The sequence below is a fragment of the Neobacillus sp. SM06 genome (assembly GCF_050496765.1).
Classification (GTDB): Bacteria; Bacillota; Bacilli; order Bacillales; family Cytobacillaceae; genus JAEVLT01.
In genome coordinates, this window is record NZ_JBNWEO010000007.1 from 140441 (window position 1) to 155365 (window position 14925).

At 43.0% G+C, this 14925-nt stretch carries 14 protein-coding genes and 1 pseudogene; 8 read left to right on the forward strand and 7 right to left on the reverse strand.

What is annotated here, in order from left to right; all coding sequences use genetic code 11:
- Nucleotides 1-7 precede the first annotated feature (7 nt).
- From ACQYAD_RS01820 to ACQYAD_RS01845, 6 genes are all read left to right on the forward strand, one after another.
- Nucleotides 8-1261: an MDR family MFS transporter gene (locus ACQYAD_RS01820; protein WP_430235189.1), complete on the forward strand. Its 1254-nt coding sequence runs from the start codon at nucleotides 8-10 to the stop codon at nucleotides 1259-1261.
- Nucleotides 1262-1689: 428 nt separating this feature from the next.
- Nucleotides 1690-2922 carry an aminopeptidase gene (locus tag ACQYAD_RS01825; protein ID WP_430234926.1) on the forward strand — a complete coding sequence of 411 codons (1233 nt, stop codon included), beginning with the start codon at nucleotides 1690-1692 and terminating at the stop codon, nucleotides 2920-2922.
- A 1219-nt stretch (nucleotides 2923-4141) separates the two neighbouring features.
- Nucleotides 4142-4525, forward strand: coding sequence for a large conductance mechanosensitive channel protein MscL (gene mscL, locus ACQYAD_RS01830; RefSeq protein ID WP_430234928.1), 384 nt, complete (start codon nucleotides 4142-4144; stop codon nucleotides 4523-4525).
- 77 nt (nucleotides 4526-4602) lie between these two features.
- On the forward strand, nucleotides 4603-5211 hold the full coding sequence (locus ACQYAD_RS01835; RefSeq protein ID WP_430235191.1) for a Bax inhibitor-1/YccA family protein: 609 nt from the start codon (nucleotides 4603-4605) through the stop codon (nucleotides 5209-5211).
- A 165-nt stretch (nucleotides 5212-5376) separates the two neighbouring features.
- Nucleotides 5377-5637 carry a hypothetical protein gene (locus tag ACQYAD_RS01840; protein ID WP_430234930.1) on the forward strand — a complete coding sequence of 87 codons (261 nt, stop codon included), beginning with the start codon at nucleotides 5377-5379 and terminating at the stop codon, nucleotides 5635-5637.
- A 71-nt stretch (nucleotides 5638-5708) separates the two neighbouring features.
- Nucleotides 5709-6413, forward strand: a complete 705-nt coding sequence (locus ACQYAD_RS01845; protein ID WP_430234932.1) for a TrkA C-terminal domain-containing protein — start codon at nucleotides 5709-5711, stop codon at nucleotides 6411-6413.
- Nucleotides 6414-6422: 9 nt separating this feature from the next.
- On the opposite strand, the gene ACQYAD_RS01850 is transcribed toward ACQYAD_RS01845, so the two are convergent.
- From ACQYAD_RS01850 to safA, 7 genes are all read right to left on the reverse strand, one after another.
- On the reverse strand, nucleotides 6423-7757 hold the full coding sequence (locus ACQYAD_RS01850; protein WP_430234934.1) for an oligosaccharide flippase family protein: 1335 nt from the start codon (nucleotides 7755-7757) through the stop codon (nucleotides 6423-6425).
- Between the two features lie 442 nt (nucleotides 7758-8199).
- Nucleotides 8200-8832, reverse strand: coding sequence for a response regulator (locus ACQYAD_RS01855; RefSeq protein ID WP_430234936.1), 633 nt, complete (start codon nucleotides 8830-8832; stop codon nucleotides 8200-8202).
- Nucleotides 8829-9872, reverse strand: a complete 1044-nt coding sequence (locus ACQYAD_RS01860; RefSeq protein ID WP_430234938.1) for a sensor histidine kinase — start codon at nucleotides 9870-9872, stop codon at nucleotides 8829-8831. The genes ACQYAD_RS01855 and ACQYAD_RS01860 overlap by 4 nt, the downstream gene beginning before the upstream one ends.
- Nucleotides 9869-10597: a cell wall-active antibiotics response protein LiaF gene (gene liaF / locus ACQYAD_RS01865; RefSeq protein ID WP_430234940.1), complete on the reverse strand. Its 729-nt coding sequence runs from the start codon at nucleotides 10595-10597 to the stop codon at nucleotides 9869-9871. Before liaF ends, ACQYAD_RS01860 begins: the two co-directional genes overlap by 4 nt.
- A gap of 76 nt (nucleotides 10598-10673) precedes the next feature.
- The gene (locus ACQYAD_RS01870; RefSeq protein WP_430234942.1) at nucleotides 10674-11324 is read right to left on the reverse strand and encodes a PspA/IM30 family protein; all 651 of its coding nucleotides are present in this window, start codon (nucleotides 11322-11324) and stop codon (nucleotides 10674-10676) included.
- Between the two features lie 20 nt (nucleotides 11325-11344).
- Nucleotides 11345-11689 (reverse strand): flagellar basal body rod protein, encoded by a 345-nt coding sequence (locus tag ACQYAD_RS01875; protein ID WP_430234944.1) that lies wholly within the window; start codon nucleotides 11687-11689, stop codon nucleotides 11345-11347.
- Nucleotides 11690-11832: 143 nt separating this feature from the next.
- The gene (gene safA / locus ACQYAD_RS01880; protein ID WP_430234946.1) at nucleotides 11833-12447 is read right to left on the reverse strand and encodes a SafA/ExsA family spore coat assembly protein; all 615 of its coding nucleotides are present in this window, start codon (nucleotides 12445-12447) and stop codon (nucleotides 11833-11835) included.
- 87 nt (nucleotides 12448-12534) lie between these two features.
- Here safA and ACQYAD_RS01885 point away from each other — a divergent pair, with 87 nt between their 5' ends.
- The gene (locus ACQYAD_RS01885; protein ID WP_430234948.1) at nucleotides 12535-12915 is read left to right on the forward strand and encodes a DUF1360 domain-containing protein; all 381 of its coding nucleotides are present in this window, start codon (nucleotides 12535-12537) and stop codon (nucleotides 12913-12915) included.
- Nucleotides 12916-12941: 26 nt separating this feature from the next.
- Nucleotides 12942-14476, forward strand: a pseudogene (locus ACQYAD_RS01890) (FAD-dependent oxidoreductase).
- Nucleotides 14477-14925: the final 449 nt, after the last annotated feature.

The following is a 14925-nucleotide window of genomic DNA, read 5'->3' on the forward strand; positions in this document are numbered from 1 at the left end:
TATCGCCATTAGAATACGTGATTGGGATCAAAATTTAAAAGTTCGCTTGTTTGGCGAAGCCTTAATGAATATCTCCTATTGGATGTTCTTTCCGTTCCTGACGATTTATTTCGCGGATGCATTCGGAAAAGACCGTGCAGGACTCTTATTGATTTTTTCACAAATTTTTTCGGTGATGGCCAATTTGCTGGGCGGCCATTTTGCAGACCGCTTTGGCCGCAAACGAATGATGGTGCTGTCTGCAATGGGACAGGGATTGTCCTTTATTGCTTTTGGATTCGGCAGCACTCCATGGCTTGTTTCCCCAGGGCTTGGGTTTATTGCCTTTACCGTTGCTGGTGTATTTGGTGCTTTCTATTGGCCTGCAAGCCAAGCGATGGTCGCAGATGTCGTCGATGAAAAAAATCGCAGTGATGTGTTTGCCATTTTTTATACTTCGATTAATATTGCGGTTGTCATAGGTCCGCTGCTCGGCGCGATTTTTTATGTCAACTACCGTTTTCAGCTTCTGCTTGCAGCCGGGATTGTTTGTGTTTTGTTGGGTTTTATTTTACTAAAATGGACGAGAGAAACGGCGCCACTCCGGAGTTATACACAGAACAGCTATCCTGGCAAATGGTATTCCATTTTGTATGACCAACTGAAGGACTACTCCCTTATTTTTAAAGATCAGGTTTTTCTTATGTTTATCCTTGCGGGCGTTTTAGCCGGGCAGACATTCATGCAACTCGATTTGTTAATTCCCGTCTATATGAAGGATGTCATGTCAGAGGGGCAAGATCTAGTAACGGCAGCCGGATGGAATTTCACGGTAAAAGGTGAACAGGCCTTTGGCATCGTTCTGGCGGAAAATGGATTGCTTGTTACCTTACTGACCGTTTTTACAACAAAGTGGATGGCGAAGTACCATGAGCGGAATGTGTTTATCCTCTCCTCCGTTCTGTATGCTTTGTCGGTCGTTCTTTTCAGTCAAACCCATTGGATATGGGGGTTTATTTTTGCGATGGCGGTTTATACGTTCGGGGAACTGGTGTCAGCCGGACTTCAGCAAAGCTTTGTCTCCAAAATTGCTCCAGAGCAGATGCGCGGCCAGTATTTTGCTGCGGCCAGCTTAAGGTATACGTTCAGCCGGACGATCGCCCCCATCTTTATTCCGATGACCGTCTGGATCGGTTACGGATGGACATTTTTTACCCTTGCTGTCCTTGCTCTATTGAGCGCTGTTCTGTATTGGCAGATGTTCAAGCTTTTTGAAAAATAAAGAAAACTCGCCGATTGACATCGTTCACATCTTCTCCTTTTAGTATTACAATCATAGTGAAAAGTCTTTCCATTACAAAAGGCGGTGGAACAAGATGGCATGGCTAGAGATTGTGTCATTCATTTCGTTATTTTCAATAGGGGTTTTTTTACATTTAAAAATATATGGAAGCAAGCTGCAGTAGGAATGAGTGAATTCCTGCTGCTTTTTTTAGCCATTGTACTTAATCCGGCTGATTTCTAATTTCATTGGAGAATTTTTTCATTTTTTCCATGAACTTCTCCCTTTCATCCGCGAATTTTCTTCATTTTTCTGTCCGGATTTCCATGCAAAAAGAAGCAACCACTTTTTTTCAACACCGTTTCATTTCTTTTTTCCCACCAAGTTGGCTAAAATAATGGTAGATACTGAAAAAAGGAGACGAAATAATGAACAATTTTCAAAAGAGTTTGGAAAAATATGCAGAGCTTGCAGTAAAGGTGGGTGTCAATGTTCAAAAGGGACAGACATTGGTTGTGTATGCCACATTGGATGCAGCCGAGTTTGTCCGGCTTGTGGTGAAACAAGCTTATGAAGCGGGTGCGAAAAATGTTATGGTGGATTGGAATGATGATACTGTTTCAAGATTGAAATACGATCTCGCACCAGATGAAGCCTTTGGCGAATACCCTGAGTGGAAGGCAAAAGAAAGAGAAGCGCTCGTCGAACAAGGTGCGGCATTCATGTCGATTGTCTCATCAAGTCCAGATTTATTAAAAGGGGTAAAATCGGAACGTATTTCCAACTTCCAAAAGGCGGCCGGAAAAGCGCTTGAAAAATATCGTCAAGCCGTGCAGGCGGATAAAATCAGCTGGACCGTGATTGCTGCTGCCTCTCCTGCTTGGGCAGCGAAAGTATTCCCGGACGAGCCTGCGGAAAACCAAGTGGCAAAACTTTGGGAGGCCATTTTTAAAGCAACCCGCGTTGACAGCGACAATCCAGTCGAAGCGTGGAAACAGCATGATGCCAATTTGCATGAAAAAGTAAATTACTTAAATGAAAAGCATTATGCAAAACTGCATTATAAAGCACCTGGAACGGACTTGACGATTGAACTTCCGAAAAACCATCTTTGGGTTGGCGCCGGCAGCATGAATGAAAAAGGAATCGAGTTTATGGCCAATATGCCAACAGAAGAAGTGTTCACTGTCCCTTTGAAAACGGGGGTAAACGGAACGGTCTCCAGCACAAAGCCCTTAAGTTACGGCGGCAATATTATCGATCGCTTCAGCATTACGTTTGAAAATGGGAAAATTGTTGGTGTGAAGGCTGAAGAAGGCGAAGAGATTCTAAAGCAGCTTGTTGAAACAGATGAAGGTTCGCATTATCTTGGCGAAGTGGCACTTGTTCCATTTAATTCGCCGATTTCCCAATCAAATATTCTCTTCTTTAATACACTATTTGATGAAAATGCTTCAAATCATCTTGCCATCGGCAGCGCCTATGCATTTTGTATTGATGGCGGCAAGACGATGTCTTCAGATGAATTAAAAGCAAACGGCTTGAACCAAAGCATTACCCATGTTGATTTCATGATTGGTTCGGCGGAAATGGATATCGACGGCATTACCGCGGATGGGAAAGCAGAAGCCGTCTTCCGCAGCGGTAACTGGGCATTTTAAGAAAAACCGGGCAAAAACCGCCCGGTCCTTTTTAGTTTGACGGATAAACGGAGTCTGTTGATTTCCACTCCAGGCACTCGCTTTCCGGGGGGCGTTCCGGTGAAGCCAGTAGTGACCGGTTTGGCCTGAAAAATCGGAGAATCGGGCATTACAGAAGCTAGTAATGACCGGTTTGGCCTAAAAAATAGGAGGATCGGGCATTACGGGAGCTAGTAATGACCGGTTTGGCCTGGAAAATCGGAGAATCGGGCATTACGGGAGCTAGTAATGACCGGTTTGGCCTGGAAAATCGGAGGATCGGGCATTACGGGAGCTAGTAATGACCGGTTTGGCCTGGAAAATCGGAGAATCGGGCTTTACGGGAGCTAGTAATGACCGGTTTGGCCTGGAAAATCGGAGAATCGGGCTTTACGGGAGCTAGTAATGACCGATTAGACCTGAAAAATAGGAACATTGGGCATTAGAGAAGCTAGTAATGACCGGTTTACCCTAAAAAATTACAAGAAAAACCGGGCAAAAGCCGCCGCCCGTCCCTTTTTAGTTTGGCCGTATAGAATAAATTCCTTACATGTATACTTTACATGTCACAGATTCATGATTTTGGTCAAAAAGATTCGTTTCAGAATATTGGAATCCCTGTCTTACTCTTCAGGCAATCGTTAAAAAGGGCAACATATAAATTCTGATATTATAAAGAAAACTCGCCGACTGGCGAGTCCTTTGGACGAAGACAGAGGCGTAGTTGAATTTACCACGCTCGCATACCTGCCACATCCTGGCACTCGCCTGACTAGGACGTCCTGTCCATCGTCCGTTCAGAATTTATCCATATAAATTCTGATTAGCTAAGAAAAAAGCAGGGGATCCCTGCTTTTTTTATTTCCCGCGCGATCATCATAAAAAGGCTAAAAAAGCCATCCTATCAATGACACCTATTTTGGCCAATTCATTCATCAATTGACCCATTGAACCCTTGTGCTGTATAAAAAGCAAAACAAGGGAATCATCTATATCTTCGATAAATTTTTATTCATTCAACGAATCCCCAAATTGACTGAGCAGTTCATTGAGTTGCGCTATTGGGGTCATTCTTAATTTGTCCATAAAGGGAAAAAAACGCGTTGAAAATCATTTCCTTTACGGATTGATTGAAAACAGCTGGGGTAAAGGTTAAAATGTCCATTTATGGTACATAATGAGTTGCTGGAGGTTGTTTTAAATGTGGAATGAATTTAAGAAATTTGCGATAAAAGGAAATGTGATTGACCTTGCTGTCGGGGTCATTATCGGCGGTGCTTTTGGCAAAATTGTTTCTTCCCTTGTCAAAGATGTCTTGATGCCGCTGATTGGCCTGTTAATGGGCGGAATTGATTTCACCAAACTTGCCTTTAAAGTTGGCGACGAACAGTTGCAATACGGGCTTTTTATTCAATCGGTTGTCGATTTCTTTATCATTTCGTTTTCGATTTTTCTTTTTGTAAAAGGAATCAATCACTTTAAATCGAAAGAAGAAGAAAAGGCGAAGATGGATCGGACGGAGGAGCTGTTAGCAGAAATCCGCGATTTATTAAAACAAGAAAACAGAAAAAATGAAACTTCTTGACCACTTTTTCGTATATAATAGTGATAGAAACATTTAACGAGGTGAAAAAATTGTATACACAAACTGCTAATCGGTATATGCCATCCGTTTTAAGAACATTTGCTTTCTCCCTTGCCTTTGCCTTTCTTGGAACAATGGCAGGTGTATATGTTCCGCCGGCACTCTTTATGCCGCTCGCTATTCTGGAATTGATCATGCTTTTATCTGCTACATTTTTCAGACGAAGAAAAGCAGTTTCTTATTCGTTTTTGTATATTTTCACATTTATTTCCGGGATTACGATTTATCCAGTTGTCGCTTATTATCTGGCAACCACAGGCGCCAACACAGTATTGCTTGCCTTTGCAACAACGACAACCGTTTTTGCCGGCCTTGCCATTTACGCTTCAAAGACAAAGCGGGACTTAACATTTTTAGGCGGTTTCTTGATGGCTGCCCTACTCGCACTTGTGGCGATTTCCATTTTTAATATTTTCTGGCCGTTAAGCACGACCGGAATGCTTGCCTATTCTTTTATCGGCGTCATGGTATTCAGCGGTTATGTTCTCTTTGATTTCAACCGGATGAAGCGTCACGGCGTTCGTCCTGAAGAAGTACCTTTGATGGCCTTAAGTTTGTATTTGAATTTTATTAATCTGTTCTTGGATTTGCTGCGGATTTTTGGAATCCTTTCTAGCAAAGACTGATAAATGGCAGCCGGGTGAAAACGGCTGCTTTTTTTATTGATAAAAATCCCCTTTCATGATGCGGCTTGTTCCTTTTTTCGCTTTCGCCCATCAAGAGTCCAAAATGTTTAAGCTTGTCCTTTTAAGGGTAAACTTCTTTCAAACCCAAGAAGGAGGCGGCGAGAAATGAAATATCCTCGTTCAGTGACTTCATATGTTTTGGCGGGAGTGGGTGTGGGATCCGTCCTTTGGATGGTAACGAAATCCGGCCGGTCAAGCGTAAAGGATTACTACCAGATGATAAAAAATAAATTCACTTCTTCTGACAATAAAGGCTTGCCAATTAAAAAAGCTGGACATCCCGACCCGATGGATATCGAAGACAATAAAATGGTAAGTGAAGGCTCTCTGTATGGCGTACAGTACTACAATAAAACAAAGCAATAACCTAAAGGAGCTATTCCTTTAGGTTTTGTTTTCGACATTTTTTCTTAAACAAAAGAAGCGGTGGTGAACCAATGAGATTTATCATTCTTTATATCGTCATCATTTTGGCAGTGATTGAAATCAATGTCGTCCTATTTACCTTAACCGGCCTTGACCACCGTATTTCCCGATTTCAAGTGATCTCGATGCTAACCGGTACCGGCTTTACAACCGGGGAATCGGAGCTCATTATTCAACATCCGATCAGGAGAAAGCTTGGTGCCTTTCTGATCTTGTTTGGCGCTTTTTCGCTTGCCGTCATTATTTCGTCTATCAGCAATATGCTTTCAAAAAATCTGTTTACAAAAGAAATCGCTTCTATTGCCGGAATTCTTATTGTACTCATGCTAATTTTAAAGCTCCCCTCCTTGCAAAAAAAACTCGCTTCCCGGTTCGAGGGGGAAATCAAAAAGGCCTACGATTTAAAAGATCTGCCGATTCGCGATGTCTTTCTAAACGAAGAAGAGGATTGTTTCGCAGAAATCTCCATTCATCCATCGTCTTTCCTCATCGGTAAAACCCTATCGGATCTATTTGAAGGCGAAATGGATCTGAATATCCTATTTATTAAACACGGCGATATTCAGATTCGCCAAAAAAGACAGAGTACCGAGCTGCAAGCTGGTGACCTTTTGATCGTGTACGGAAACAAGCCGCTTATTCACAAGAAATTTAAAGCGGAATTGCAAGCAGCAAAAGAAAAAGAGGCGGAAGCCGCTGTACTAAACCCCCTCTAAAAATGGCTGCTACCGATCGGTTGGCTTATGCACTGGTGGCTTAAGAAAAACCGATATGCCGATTTTTTTACAAACGGTAACATAATGCATAAAAGCGAGCAAAACCGCTTCCGTATTCATTCCAATAATGACACCATCCATCCCCCATTCCGGCATGGAACCGGCCAATAAAATAATGGAATACGAAATCACAATCGACCAGATGGTTTGGATAAACAAATCTTTTAACAGGCCCAGTCCAATAAAAAATGCCTGCATTGGAATGATGAAGAAGTAAAACAAAAAAAACGGCCAAAGCATTTGGATATAGGAAGCAGCAGACGATGAATGGAAAAACAACGAGCTAAAAGGCTGAGCGAAAAAATAGAAGACAACGACCGCTGGTACACCATACAGAAACGTAACTTTGATCACTTGGGAGAGCATTTTTTGCAGGCCGGCGTAATCTTTTGTTGCAAATGTTTTCGATACAGCCGGAATCAGCACGGTCATCATCGAATGGGCAATAAATGCCGGAAAAAGGCCAATCGTTACCGCAACACCTGTAAGCATGCCGAATTGTTCGGTTGCCAACGTTGGTGTAAGCCCAGAACGAACAAGCGCCGCTTTGATTAAGAACGGTTGAATGGCATTGGCAACGGCTGAAAACAACCGCAACCCGGTCGTTGGGGCGGAAACGGCAATTAGATTTTTCCGGACAACGGTTCGATTCAAATTGGAAAAAGGCAGCCGTTTCATTTGCTGATATTGAATAAAAAAGGAATAGACAAGATAAAGAAACACAACGAGTTCGCTGCCAATCAATGTACTAATGGAAACAAATACTGCGGCTTCCGTTTGAAGGTTGAAAAAGCGAAAAAGCAGGAACAGAACCGACAGCTGAAACGTTTTTCGCAAAAAAGTTGAAAAAGCAATTCTCCCCATTTGATGCTTGCCCATAAAGTATCCCCTGGCGACAGACGTAAAGGTCATAACCGGGATGAGAATGATGACCACCCATCTTGTATAGGGATGATACGAATCAAAAACGGGCACAAACGGCAGAATGGCGGTTGCGAGCAACAAAAGCAGTGATGTAAAGACAATCGCGATCACAATGGCATGGTGTAAAATCGTGCGATGGAACTTGTTGTCTTTTTCGGCAATCAGCTTTGAAATCGAAACATGCAATTCAAAACTTGAGAGCAAGATAATCAAAAATACCGATGGAAGAATCGACATATACAGACCGAGCCCATGCTTCCCCAATTCCCTTGCCAGAATCATATTTACGAAAAACTCAATACTCTCCCCTATAAATGCGGAAATGGCTAGATATAACACACCTCGGTAAAAGATTGCCAATTGGACCAAATCTCCTTTGACTAAAGCTTACTTTATAAAGGTATGAGACAAGTCCATCAATTAGTAGGGAAATTTTCACTTCTCAAGATCGCAAGAATCGGTGCAGATCTAGAAATTCAACGTGTTTAGCCACGGATTCGAGGTGTTTGGCTGCAAATTCGAGGTGTTCAGCTGCGGATTCGACGTCTTTTCGCAACAATTCGACGTACTTCACCTCGGATTCGACGTCTTTTCACAACAATTCGACGTACTTTACCTCGGATTCGACGTCTTTTCGCAACAATTCGACGCATTTCACTGCGGATTCGACGTCTTTTCATAACAATTCGACGCACTTCACCTCGGATTCGACGTCTTTTCTTAACAATTTGACGTACTTCACCGCGGATTCGACGTCTTACACTATTAAAAAGCAGCCCCCTATCAAAAGGCTGCTGTGTTGCTATTTGATTAAAGAATGTTTAAATGCATAGATGACTGCCTGGGTTCGATCCTGGACCTGGAGTTTGCTTAAAATATTGCTCACATGGGTTTTCACCGTTTTTAAGGCGATGAATAGCTCATCGGCGATGTCCTGATTGGATTTGCCTTCTGCCATTAACAGCAATATCTCCAATTCGCGGCTCGTCAGTTCGTCGTGGGGAAGGTGCTGTGTTTGCTGGCGCATTTTCCGCATCATTTTTCCGGTCACTTCTGGCTCAAGGACAGATTGACCCTTGTATGTAGCGCGGATCGCTTCGGCAATTTCACTTGCCTTAGATGTCTTCAAAATATAGCTTGTTGCGCCAGCTTCAAGCGCCGGATACACTTTTTCATCATCTAAAAAGCTTGTGACAATAATAATTTTCGCCTCAGGCCACGCGTCAATGATCCTCTTCGTCGCTTCAATCCCATCCATTCCGTCCATAACCAGATCCATTAAAACAATATCGGGACGGAGTTCAAGGGTCAATTCCACTCCTTTTGCCCCATCGCTTGCTTCACCAGCCACTTCAATGTCGGGCTGGGCCGATAAATAAGCAGAAACACCGATTCTTACCATTTCATGATCATCAACCAATACGACACGAATCATTTTGCACCATCCCCATTCTTAACGAGCGGAACCTTTACTTCCATACGGGTTCCTTTGTTTTTCACACTAATGATTTTCAGCGTACCGCCAATTTCAAACGCTCGTTCATGCATATTTTGCAATCCGTAGGCGCCCGCTTTCGTTTCTTCTGGCTCGAAGCCAACGCCATCATCTGCCACCCGCAAAATGACGAGGTCGTTTCGTTTAATTAAAAGCACCTCTAGCTTTGCGGCCTTCGAATGTCTCAACGTATTGGACACAGACTCCTGCAAAATTCGGAATAAATGGTCTTCAACTCCCTTATCAAGCGAAAAATCCTCCACTTTCCACGAGATGTTCATCGAAACCTTTGCTGCTAACTCACGTAACAGCTCGTCAATACCTTCCTGAAGCGATTTATTTTTCAAGGCAATCGGCCTAAGGTGTAGCAGCAAAGCACGCATTTCAAGCTGTGACTGGTGAATCATGGCTTCGACCATTTTTAATTGCTTGGCAAGCGGTTCATCAGGATTTAGCGGGGTTTCATTAATCGCCGACATCATCATTGATGCCGCAAAAAGCTGCTGGCTCACGGAATCATGCAACTCCCTGGCCAGGCGGTTTCGTTCCTGTGAAATGACTTCTTGAATTCTGGCCTCCTGATCCTGCACTTTCTCTGTCGCCAGGCGCTGGGATCGTTTTGCCTGTTCGGCCATTTGCCTGCTGATTTTTTCCATTCGATTGGCAATTGCTTGGACTTCTTGTAAGGGAGACGCCTCTTTCAAGTCGATTTGGGTACCTTCTTCCAGCTCTCTAAGAGTTTGTTCAACAAAAGAGAGCTGCCTTTTCCAAAAATAGCCCGAAATAGCACCTGCCATACTTCCAACGGCAAGGCTCGCGGCCACAATAAATATGGCAAACGGAATATCCCAAAATTGACGATCCCATAAATCAGCCCAATTTGATAATGGGAAAACAATGAAAAAAACGGCTGTAAAAAGGATGATAAGCAAAAAGGCAAAGCTTGCCCCCCAGACAATTTGCCGCTGAATCGTATTCATATTCGGCTCACCTCAATATTTCCAACAATCAGCGAGGTGAGAATCTTAACCTTTTGATCTGCTTGATCATAACCAGGCGTTTTCGCATGATAAACTTGATTGAATTTTTTTACATCATGAAAATCAAATAAATCGGTGGAGCCGACCATAACGGAATGATTCAAACTGACTTCCATTTCATAAGGAATAAGGATTCGGATGTTTCCAATTAGATTGCGGATAAAAATAACTGTTTCCCCTTTAGGAAATACCGTGTAGCTTAAGTCAATCATCGTATCGCCAATAAAAGCCAAAATATTGACATCATTCCATTCATATACATGGTTTGGGGTTTTCAGCTGGCCAATGAGAACATTTTCAAACAGCGGCTTACTCGTGATAATTGTTTCCGATTGTGATTGCGGTTCAACCAGGATAGGTGTAATTGTATGTGGCTTTTTCTTTGAGTTGCCATACTGAATAATAAAATGTATCATGACGGCAACTAAGAAAAATTTAAAAGTCAACATATTGAAGAGGCTGGCGAAGAAGAAAAAAATCCCGCCCCAAAAGAGGAGTTTGCCCTTCTTTTTTCGCGCTTTTCGTTTTCCTAAATAAATCATTCCTGCTGAAAGAAAGAGAGAGAAGATCAGACCTTTGTTGAAAAAAAACACATCGAGTAAAAGCACCATGCTGCCAAGCAAAATCAGCCAGCTCATATAATCGTGCTTTAGATTTTTAAACATCGGCTCTTCCCTCCCTCGTTTCATCCATTTAAAAGGCGTAGAAAACTACGCCCTTTATTAGAATACCATGTTTCACCTAAGATATGGACTTGCTTTTTTCGTCAAATTGCATTTCTTTTTCAAGCTGGGCAATTCGTCCGTCGATCGTACTGCGCAAATAAGATTGATTTACTTTTTCCTCTAAACGATCAAGATACGTTTCAATTTCGTTAAATCGTGAAAACGGTTTTCCTGAAATAGCAGCCGATTCGAGCACTTGATTGATCCGGTTGTTGACCCTTGCAATATTTTCGCGCCCCATTAATTCCAAGCGGCGAATCTGCATATCTTTCAACTTATGCTTCATTTCTTCATATTTTCTTTCCAAATCGGCCAGCTGTCCGTTCATTTGCTCAATTGCCTGGTTTAAGCGTTCAGCTCGTTCAGCGTATTGGCGTTGCTCGGCAGCAGCGAATTCATAAAGCGCCATTTCCCCGGCCTTTTGGGCAATTTCTGCTTGATGCTGTCTTTTCTCTGCCAATTCCAAGGCAGAACGGTATTCGCGGGTAAATTCGTCCTTTAACGTGTATTGGCGTTGCAATAGCTTGCCAACTTTTTCAGTTTCCAGTTCCGATTCGCGCAAATATTGATTCAGCAGTGCAATCGGATTTTTGCTTTCTTTTTGATCCAAAACCTCGTGCAAATCAGCCATAATTGCATTTTTCATTCTAGTCAACAACTTCGTCATTTTCTATCTCTCCTTTAAAATTAACTATTTTTCAAATCGTTCCATTGTTTTTCAAAATTCACAAACGGATCGTGCTTTTCGCTTTTCACACGGCTGTTCCGATTCCATTTTTTATAAACAAGGTAAAGAACATATGCTGCTGCGGCACCGAAAACGGCTGGAACATTATGGAACGATGCCACAAGGACAATGAAACCGAGAATGCCATAACCGATTCTCGCTTTCACGGTTTTTGCTTTTAAAAATTGTTTAACAATGAAGTAAAGGATCACCAAGCTAACGGTAAGAGCAATCATTGGGCCAAGCGTTGCCAATAGGACGAGTGCGGCGATGCTTCCTGCAGCCAGTAAACCGAATTTTTTCATTTCTGTTTCCTCCTTTCGTTATCTTGGTATCATCTTACCTGTAATTCTTGTCGTTCATAACGAGCCAGAGCTTGATTTTCAGATCGGTCTTAAGGCGTAGAAAAGGTCAGCCTCATTGTGAGACTGACCTTTCCCATGCGCTGTTATTTTGAAATAAACATTTGTACCCAGTAATATCTTTGTGTGCCGCCCTTTGAGTAACCAACGCCGATTTGCGTATAGTTGCGGCTTAAAATATTGGCGCGGTGGCCCGAACTGTTCATCCACGCACGCATGACTTCTTGCGCAGAAGTTTGTCCGGCAGCAATGTTTTCACCGGCGGCCCGGTAAGCAATTCCGAAGTTTTTAATCATCGTGAATGGATCGCCATACGTTGGGCTTGTATGGGAAAAATAATTCTTATCGCGCATATCGTTTGCCTTATAGCGGGCCACTCGGGATAGCTCCCAATTCGCCGCAAGCGCTGGCAACCCATTTTTCGCCCGCTCCTGATTGACAATTTGGATTACCTGATTTTCAACCGTTTTAATTGCGTCATAGTTTGGAATGTTGACTTTTTCACCCGGATAAATTAAGTTCGGATTTTTAAATTGCGGGTTGGCTTGAATGATTTCCGAAATGCCCACTTGATAGCGCACAGCAATTTTCCAAAGCGAATCGCCCGGCTGGACTGTATAAATTTGCTGGGCAAACGAAGCCTTTGGAATACTAACCATTGATAAAACAAATAGTACAAAAATGAATAAAGTTTTTTTCATTTTGTCGCCTCCTCCGACTATATATTTTTGCTAAATCGTTCAAAATATACGAGATACAGAAATAATTTTTCAGAATGGAGAAACGAAATGAAAGATATAACGTGGCTGACCTACCTGATGTTCATTCTGGCAAGCTACCGCCTCACCCATTTGATCGTTTTTGATAAAATAACCGAATTTATCCGGAAGCCTTTTGTGAAAAAAATCAACGTGGAAACGTCGTCTGGAACAAAAACTAAAGAAGTGCCCAAATCGCTGTTTGGCTATCTGCTGAAATGCTATTGGTGTGCCGGCGTTTGGAGCGCGATTTTTCTTGCCTTTTTGTACTTGCTTTTTCCAAAGATCGCTTTGGTTTTGATCTTCATTCTCTCAATCGCCGGTGGCCAGTCGATCCTTGAAACATTTGTCGGCGTAAACCTTAAGAAAGTGGATTACTATGCGGAAATAGAAAAAAGAAATAGGGTATAGATAAACTATGATCTTTGCAAGGAGGAATGTGTGTGAGCCCTTTAGGGAAAATTCCCCAGTTTCCGAAACCCTACTGGCGGGAAATTGAATTGCCTTCGTTTCAAAAGTTGGAGAAAGATTTGACAGTGGACGTCGCCATCGTCGGAGCTGGCATGACCGGAATCACCGCTGCCTATCTTTTAGCCAAACAAGGAGTAAAAGTTGCCATTTTGGAGGCAGGAAGCGTTTTAAATGGAACGACCGGTCACACAACGGCCAAAATCACTGCCCAACATGGTTTGATTTATGATGAATTGATCCAGCATTTTGGTGAAGAAAAGGCCAGGCTCTATTACCAATCACATATAGTGGCGCTGAAGTTTATTGAAAAACTTGTTGCTGAACACCAAATTGATTGCGATTTTGCTCATGAGGATGCTTATGTATACGCGGTTACGAATAACGATAAGGGGAAAATCGATACGGAATGGCAAGCCTATCAGAAGCTTGGAATAAAGGGAAGACTTGCAGCCAACCTTCCATTTGCAATTGACATAAAAAAGCAATCGTGATGGAAAATCAAGCAAGGTTCCATCCATTAAAGTATTTAAAGCATTTGCTCGATGAAGCAGTAACGTCCGGCTGTGCTGTTTATGAAAATACGACTGCAGCAGATATTGAGGATGCTGATGGTTTGCCAAAAGTGGTGACACGAAGCGGACACAAAGTAACTTGTCGGCATGTTGTGATTGCCTCCCACTTCCCATTCTATGATGTTCCCGGTTTGTATTTTGCCCGGATGTACGCGGAAAGGTCGTATGCAATCGGCATCAAAACCGTGAAGGATTATCCGGGTGGAATGTACATTAGCGCGGACAGTCCGACTCGATCGATCCGCTCTACCCCTATGGAGGATGGGAATTTGCTGATTATTGGCGGGGAAAATCACAAGACCGGCCAAGGCATGGATACAATTAAGCATTATGAAGAATTGGAGGATTTTGCTGAAAAAGTTTTTGGCATTTCGGAGTATGCGTACCGCTGGTCTGCTCAAGACTTGGTTACGCTCGACAAATTGCCATACATCGGATCGATTACCGAGAACAAACCGAACATTTTGCTGGCAACCGGTTTTAAAAAATGGGGTATGACGACAAGCACGGTGGCCGCCCATTTGCTGGCGGATACGATCCTTGAAAGGGAAAATCCTTATCGGGAGCTTTATTCTCCATCGCGCTTCAATGCCGATCCAAGTCTGCGAAATCTGCTTACTACCAACGCGGATGTGGCTGCCCATTTGCTAAAAGGAAAACTAGAATTTGTTCCGAAAGATCCTAACGATCTCGAAAATGGGGAAGGTTCGGTTGTGATGTATCAAGGTCTTCGGGCCGGCGCTTACAAGGATGAAACGGGCAAGCTTTTTCTTGTGGACACCACTTGTACCCATCTCGGCTGTGAAACGGAATGGAACCACGCTGAGAAAACATGGGACTGCCCTTGCCACGGTTCGCGCTATTCCTATTTGGGTGAGGTGATCGAAGGCCCGACAAAAAAACCATTGAAACAGATCAAGATAGATTAGAAATAAGATTTTTTCATCAAAATGGAAATACGGGTAAAACATGCGGATTCGCGGATACCTGTGGCGGGTTCCTCTTTGGATGGGGCCAATGATCGAAATACGGATAAACGGGGTTTTTCCACGGATAAACGGGATTTTTTCGCGGATAAATTTCAAATTTTCGCGGATAAACCGAACTTTTTCGCGGATATTCCCTCGATTTTCGCGGATAACCCGCCGCGGGCTCCTCTTTGGATGAGGCAATGATCGAAATACGGATAAATGGGGTTTTTCCGCGGATAAACGGGATTTTTTCACGGATAAATTTCAAATTTCCGCGGATAAACCGAACTTTTTCGCGGATATTCCCTCGATTTTCGCGGATAACCCGCCGCGGGCTCCTCTTTGGATGAGGCAATGATCGAAATACGGATAAATGGGGTTTTTCCGCGGATAAACGGGATTTTTTC